The sequence below is a fragment of the Arthrobacter sp. NPDC056493 genome (assembly GCF_042795115.1).
Classification (GTDB): domain Bacteria; phylum Actinomycetota; class Actinomycetes; order Actinomycetales; family Micrococcaceae; genus Arthrobacter.
On sequence record NZ_JBHTSL010000046.1, the window covers coordinates 38,338 to 45,153 of the forward strand.

The following is a 6,816-nucleotide window of genomic DNA, read 5'->3' on the forward strand; positions in this document are numbered from 1 at the left end:
AGTCGGTTTGGGGTGCGCGGGCTCAGTCGGTTGGGGGTGCGCCGGGTGCTTCGTCGCCGTCGGCCCCGTCGTCGTCCGTTTCATCGGCCCGGGGGCCGTCGACCGGAAGGTGCACGGAAACGGTTGTTCCTTCGCCCAGCACCGAGGACAGATCCAGCGAACCGCCGTGGCGCCGGATGATGTCGTGGGCAATGGCCAGGCCGAGTCCGCTGCCCGGGATGGCCGCGGAGGAGGCGTTGGACGCCCGGTAGAAACGGGTGAACACCTGCGCGATTTCCTGCTCCGGAATTCCGACGCCGGTGTCCATGACGTTGACGACGGCGAACGGGCTGCCGGCGTCGGAGGCCGCCGACATGAAACTGATGCTGATCCGGCCGCCTTTCGGGGTGAACTTGATGGCGTTTGCCACGATGTTGGTGAAGACCTGTTCCAACTGGGCCTCATCGGCCTGGACTTTCACGTCCTCGTGCGAATCGGCGCCGGTGATGGTGACATTCCGCGAATCGGCGAGCGGGCGCAGTGCAGCCACGACGATCCGCAGGACCTGGCCAAGCTCCACCTGCTTGAGGTTCAGGTTGCCGGCGGCGTCCTGCTGGGAGACCGTGAGCATGTCCTCGATCAGCCTCCGGAGGCGGTCCGAGTTCCGCGAGATGACGTCCATCATGGACAGGATGCCCGGGGGAACGGGGCCGCCCGCCCCGTCACGGATCATGTCGAGGTAGGCCGTAATGGAGGTGAGCGGCGTGCGGAGCTCGTGGTTGACCGTGGCCAGGAAGTCCGTTTTGGCCTTGTCCAGCTCGCGGAGCTGCTGCAGCACCTGCAGCTGCGCGCTGATGAGGTGGCCCTGGATGAGGGAGTGGGCCAGGTTGCCGGCGACGTGCTGGATGAGGGCGATCTCGGCCCTGGTCCAGTCGCGCGGCCCTTCCAGCTGCGCGATCCAGATGATCCCCAGCGCCGACTCGCCTTCTCCCACCGGCAAGGCGACTGACGCGCGGACGGAGGCCAAGCCTGACCACTCCAGTAAGCCTGCGGCCAAAGCAGCCGGCTGGTCCGTCCGGTGGTCCGGAACTGCCAGGGCCTCCGCGGCCGACCACAGCGACGTGGTCTGCTCCCGGGCCTCGTCCTCAAACGTTCCGAGCGTGTCCGGCAGCTTGGCGTGGCCGGGCAGGGACCACTGGGAACTGATCCGGGGCACCCGCGAATCCTGGAAGGTGGTGAACCAGACGTGGTCCACGCCCAGGGATTCGCCGAAGCCGCGGACCAGGTGTCCGGCCATCTGCTGGGGGCTGTTGGTGCCGCGGATGGCGGCAGAGACGTTGCGGAGGCTTTCGCGCAGGAATTCGGCTTCTGCCCGGATGCGGCGGCGTTCCCTCGCCCGGCCTATCAGGGTTTCGACCCGGCGCGTGAGTTCACGGGCGGGGGCGTCCCTGGAGATGTAATCGGCGATGCCCCAGGACTCAAGCCGGGCAAGATCGAAGTCGCCGCCGAGGTCCACCAGGAGCAGCACGGGCGTGCCTTCCCACCGGTAGCCGTCCGTCAGCACCGCATCAAGAAGTACGACGGCGGCCCGGTCGCCTTCCAGCTCCTGGGCGAGGGATCCGGCGTCGGGAGCTTTGCGGACGGTAAAACCCGCATGGGTGAGAACAGACGCCACGGCGTCGAGGCGGGCGGCATCGGTGAGCGCGACCACCGCCTCGCGAGGTGCGAAGGCGTACTCCGCCGGTGCCTGGACCATGTGCCCCCTGTGTTGCGAGTGCCTTTTGAGGCTACCGTGAATTTGGATTCACATTATCAGTAGGCGGGCCCGTGGCTGCGTCCCGGAGGGATGTACCTTGTTAGTTGTCCACATTTAGCCACTGCGGAGGTTTGATTTGAATTCCAACAGCACCGGACGGAACACGCTGTTCAACCTGGAATTGGACGCCGACGGCCTGCTGAGGCTGACCTGGGCCAGGGACTCCAGCATTACCGAGGGGGACGCCGAGGCTGCCATGGGGCAGGTCAACGCGCTGTGCGGCGACAACCGCCACCCCATGCTCGTGGACATGGCCACCACCGCTGATGTGAGCCGCGGAGCCCGTGCGGTGTTCGGCCGTCCCTGCCAGGCCTCACGGATCGCGCTGCTCGGTGCGTCACCGGTGGACCGTGTGATTGCCAACTTTTTCCTGGGTCTGAACAAGCTTCCATGCCCCACGAAGTTCTTCACGTCCGAGTCCGAGGCCCTCTCCTGGCTGGATGTCCACTAGCCCCGCAGCGGGCTTCTTGTTTTCAGCGCGCCTGGAGCACGGCGAAGTAGCCCGGGATCTGTTCCGGGCGGTCAACTGATGTGAGGGGCCGGGTTTCAATGGTCACCGGGCCGTCCTCCACCACATCCCAGCTGGCTTCGGGAAACGCCCGCCTGCGCTGCTCGGTGCCAAAACGGCCGGGCATGGGCAGTCCGCGGATTGCCTTCTCGAGTGGCTCAGGGATGGACTGCAGCGTGGCGCCGAGGTGGCTGACGTACTGGATGGGATTTCCGCGGAAGTCGGTCTCGGCCAGAAATACCCGGCCCCGGTTGCCCACGAGCGGGTGCAGCTGCGCGGCCAGGGCCGCCTGCGCAGGTCTCTTGAGTACATGCAGGACACCCCGGATAAAGACGTTGGCTTCACCGGTGAACCCGGCCGCGGCCAGGGCTGCGGTCACGGTGCGGGAGCCCGCGGGTGCCGTCATGTCGGCCGCCACGTAGGAGATCCGCTCGAGCCCGTTGGATTCGGCGGCTGCGCGGGCGACGGCGTTGGCTGACACGTCCACCCCCAAAACATGCGGAAAGTAGGCGGCAAGCGCGCGGCTGAAGACGCCGCTGCCGCATCCGACATCGACGATGGGAAGGCTGGGGTCCAGCTGCCGCGTCAGGTGCTCCAGGTAGGCCCGGAGTTCGTGATCGCTGCCTGAATCCCAGAGGACGTCGCCGCGCGCGCCGGTGGCACCGACCCTGCCCCAGTACTGGTCCCAGGCCACGCTGGGGTCCTTGGGCGCGTTGGAGGACAGCTTCACCAGTTTGGGAAGCAGCAGGTATTTCTTGAGCGCCGAGAGCATCATTCAAATATATGTTGCCTGTGACACGTCGCCGTTCAATGGTGCCGTCGAGCTGCCTGTCGACCCGTATTGCCAAAAATGGCCGCCCGGCGGATACTCGGGCGGCCATTTTAGGTAAATCGACGACGCAAGGACTCTACGGGGCTGCCAACTTCGGGGTCGGCGACGCAGAGGCTGCGCTGCCGGGAGCCGTAGTTGTGGGGGCCGGGGCCGCACCGGTGGGAGTCGGGGCCGGAACGGCGGGGTCCGCCGTCGTTCCCGTTCCGGGCGCCGGAGCCGCGGGATCCGCCGTCGTGCCTGGCGACGGCTCACCTGGCGACCGCCCACCAGGCGGCACGCCTGGCGACGGTGCACGTGGCGACTGAACACCCGGCGTCGGCTCCTTCGGACGGGATCCCGGGCCCGGGTCAGCACCGTCACTCGCCCCGGACGACGGCGAGGAACCCGGCGTTGGCGCGGTGCCGGTCCGGGGCCTGCCGCTGGGATCGGTCCGGACGATCTCCATGAGCCGTTCCTTGTAGGCGCTCAGCCGTCCCTCGATCTCGGAGAGGGGGACACCCTGCAGTGTGCGTCCGAACTCGGCGATCTCCTGCCACAGCGCGTTGAGCCGGGCCATGCCGTCCGAGCTGAGCGGCCCGTCCAGCGTGAGCACCAGCTGGCTGGCCAAGGCGTACGTCAGGCACCGGACGCAATTGTAGTTCGCGGCGGCCGAAAGGTTCTCGGGCACCACAACGTCGGCCTGGCCCACAATCAGCACCACCTGGAACCCGACTGCCACCGCCGCGCAGTCCGCGCAACTGGCGAATGCATAGGCCTCGTTGCGGGTGTCCACGGGTCCGTCCTCGGCCCACACCAGCGCGAACGCAACGTCGTAGGTGACGGATCCGTCCGTGGTGTTGACGGCAAGCGCCTGGGTGCCGTTCTCCTCCGGTGCCGGGGGCCTGCCGAACGGAAAGACCCATGATGGCGGCGTGCCGGCAGGTGCCGACGCCTGGCCCTGGCCTTGACCCGGGTCCGTTGGGTTCTGGTCCGGCTTGCCGGGCGTGGAAGCCGGTTGCGCTCCCTGCCTCGGCACGAGGACCATGCTGAGCTGCGGCTGCTCCCGGGTGGGCAGCGCCGTGCCGTCCGGCCAGAGTGCCACCGTCTGCCCCGTCCGGCCCTCCCTAAGAGCACCGTCGCCGCCAGCCAGGGCGGGCAGGACGGCGGCCGTGGCATCGGCGAGTGTCCCGCGTTCGTAGGGTTGCACCGGGCGGTAGGCGTCGGGCAGTGGCCACCAGGCCCAGGCCAGCCCGGCGGCGGCGGCGCCGGCCACCGCAATGGCGGTGACGCGCTGCATCGCCTTGCCCCGGGTCTTGGCCCAGAGCCCGGTGACGAGCTGCCGCGCCAGCCGGAGCAGCATGTAGGCGACGCCCACCACGGGAAGGACGACGGCGGCAATCGCCAGGAGGCGCACGGCGCCGTCGGCAAAGTTCCCCTCCGCGAGGCTGCCGGAGAGCAGGGCCTGCTGGTGCTGCAGGCTCGCCCACGCCGTGCCCAGGAGCCGCGGGAAGGAAACGACCATCAGCACAAGGCTGACCAGCAGCAGGGGAACAGTGACCAGGACCCAGACGGTAATCACGGCACGCGCCCACGGCTTGAGGGCCTGCGCCTCCGCTTCGGGCTTGCCCCAGCGCCACGGCAGGAGCCCGAGCAGTGTGGGGCGGATCCGCTGGAACAGGTCCGGCACCCCCGTGGCATCGGCCAGGATGTGGTAGCCGTCGAAACGGACCAGGGGAAGGAGCTGGCGCACCATCTGCAGAATCTGCGTGAGCACCACCAGGTGCAGCGCGTCGAAACCCGTGGCCCACCAGACACCCATCGTGGCGACGGCAACCATGGCGTTGAAGTACAGCCCGCCAATATCTGTGCGCAGCCTGCCTCCGCGCCCCAGCCGGTAGGAATCGGTAACGTCCGTGTAGAAGGCGGGCCAAACGAGGTAGAGTCCGGCACCCATCGCGCCTGGCGTGGCGCCGCCCCGGCGTGCTCCCGCCGCATGGCCGAATTCGTGGAAGCCGGCCGACAGGACTGTGACGGCGAAGATCAGCAGGAGGAGCCACGGGTTTGCGAAGGCATCGTGCGTGGCGGAGGCCAGGCCTTTGACCATCAGGACCCACCAGCACGAGGCGAGGAACCCCGCGGCCACAACTGCCACGATCAGCGGATTGAACAGCACGGCGAACGGAGCCGTCAGCTTCCGGGTGCGCTCGGGGTCCGTGACGGTGTACCGGAACCGCATGCCCAGCAGCGGATTCGACCTGCGCACGTCGGGCTGCGACCCGTCCGCCAGTTGAAGGAGGCCGAGCGGCAGTAACTGCCCCTCAATGAGCGTCCGGACATTGTCTGCGCTGATGAGCCGGCCGGAACGCGAGCTGGCCGTCTCGGCGATCTCATCGACATCCCGCACACCATCGATGGAGTCCAGGACCTGAAAAAGCAGCCCGGTGAGCTGGATGGTCTGGCCGTCGGCACGGCGAACCAGCGAGGGGGCCTCCCGGTAGCCGGACCCGTTGGCCTCGCCAATGAGCTGGATTCCGTCCGCCCGTACCGGAACCCGGCCTTGATTGGTGTCCGGGCTTATGACGACGGCGGCCCGGGTGCCTTGGGTGGGGAACGAGCCCGCCGACGTCGAGACTCCTGCCCGGCTTCCCGGTGAGGGCGCTACACCGGGTGCGGGTGTAGTGGAGACCGGCGGGCCGTCCACGCCGGACGGCCCGCTGTGTTTGGCGCTCATTCAGGTTCTACTGCTGCAGATCGGACTGCTGATCTGCCGATGCCGTGGCCTCGCCGTCGATGTCCTGCGTGATGATGGCGTCCTGCTGGGCAACGGCGAAGGCGTCGCTGTCGATCGAGCCGATGTTGGCCGCAACGGCGGCATCGATCGGCGCGGCGACGTTGGCGTTGGCGGCCACGGCGCCGTTGATCGGTGCGGCGATGTCGGCGTCGGCCGCAAGGTCCACGTTGACGTTGAGCAGGTCCCCGTCGAGGGCCGTGGACGGATCTACGGGAAGGGCGCCGACACCTGTGCCGTCCGGGAGGGTGGCGTCAGGCGTTCCGCCGTCAATGACGCCGGGACCGCTGCCCGCCGGTGTGCCTCCATCAGCGACATCAGCAGTGCCGGCGTCGAGAGTCCCGCCGTCCGCGCCCGTGCCCTGGGTGATGGTGCTGTCCTGCACGGAGTCTGCGGCGGCATCCGCGGTGATTCCCTGGTCGATGATGACGCCCTGGTCGGCGAGGGCCTGTGATTCCGAACCGAAGGACAGGACGTTTGCCGAGGCCGCGGCATCAATGGGGGCGGCGACGTTGGCGTTGGCGGCCACTGCGAGGTCGATCGGCGCGGCGGCACTGATGCCGAGGTCGAGGTCGGCGTTGAGGTCGAGTACGGACGCGACTTCCTTGTCCGGCAGGGCGGTGCCTGCCTGCGCATCCAGTTCGTCGTCGGAAAGCGGGGTCAATCCCTGTTCATTGCTCACGCCAGGCTCCAGTTCCGGCGTCGGATTCCCAGCCCCCAGCGGACAGGTGCACCGAGCCCGTATGCCCGTCAATAGTAAGCAGGATTACTATTTTCTGAAAACACCCGCCCGAAGGAGCGAATTCCCGCCATCAATGCTCCGGGCCGGAGATGCCCACGTGCTCGCCGCCGTCGCCGAGGGCCCTCCATGCGCGCCGGTTTGCCAAAAATGGCCGCCTGCGCGGGCTCGCAGG

At 68.1% G+C, this 6,816-nt stretch carries 5 protein-coding genes; 1 reads left to right on the forward strand and 4 read right to left on the reverse strand.

The genetic code is table 11. The features are described from left to right. Positions 1-22: 22 nt before the first annotated feature. Positions 23-1,735: an ATP-binding protein gene (locus ACFQ50_RS17315; RefSeq protein ID WP_377996880.1), complete on the reverse strand. Its 1,713-nt coding sequence runs from the start codon at positions 1,733-1,735 to the stop codon at positions 23-25. A 136-nt stretch (positions 1,736-1,871) separates the two neighbouring features. On the opposite strand from ACFQ50_RS17315, the gene ACFQ50_RS17320 reads away from it, so the two are divergent. Next, on the forward strand, positions 1,872-2,246 hold the full coding sequence (locus ACFQ50_RS17320) for an STAS/SEC14 domain-containing protein (RefSeq protein WP_377996881.1): 375 nt from the start codon (positions 1,872-1,874) through the stop codon (positions 2,244-2,246). Positions 2,247-2,268: 22 nt separating this feature from the next. Here the strand turns inward: ACFQ50_RS17320 and ACFQ50_RS17325 are convergent, their stop codons facing one another. From ACFQ50_RS17325 to ACFQ50_RS17335, 3 genes are all read right to left on the reverse strand, one after another. Then, positions 2,269-3,075, reverse strand: coding sequence for a methyltransferase domain-containing protein (locus ACFQ50_RS17325; protein WP_377996882.1), 807 nt, complete (start codon positions 3,073-3,075; stop codon positions 2,269-2,271). Positions 3,076-3,211: 136 nt separating this feature from the next. Next, the gene (locus ACFQ50_RS17330; protein ID WP_377996883.1) at positions 3,212-5,845 is read right to left on the reverse strand and encodes a hypothetical protein; all 2,634 of its coding nucleotides are present in this window, start codon (positions 5,843-5,845) and stop codon (positions 3,212-3,214) included. Between the two features lie 7 nt (positions 5,846-5,852). Further along, on the reverse strand, positions 5,853-6,584 hold the full coding sequence (locus ACFQ50_RS17335) for a peptidoglycan-binding protein (RefSeq protein WP_377996884.1): 732 nt from the start codon (positions 6,582-6,584) through the stop codon (positions 5,853-5,855). Between the last annotated feature and the right edge of the window lie 232 nt (positions 6,585-6,816).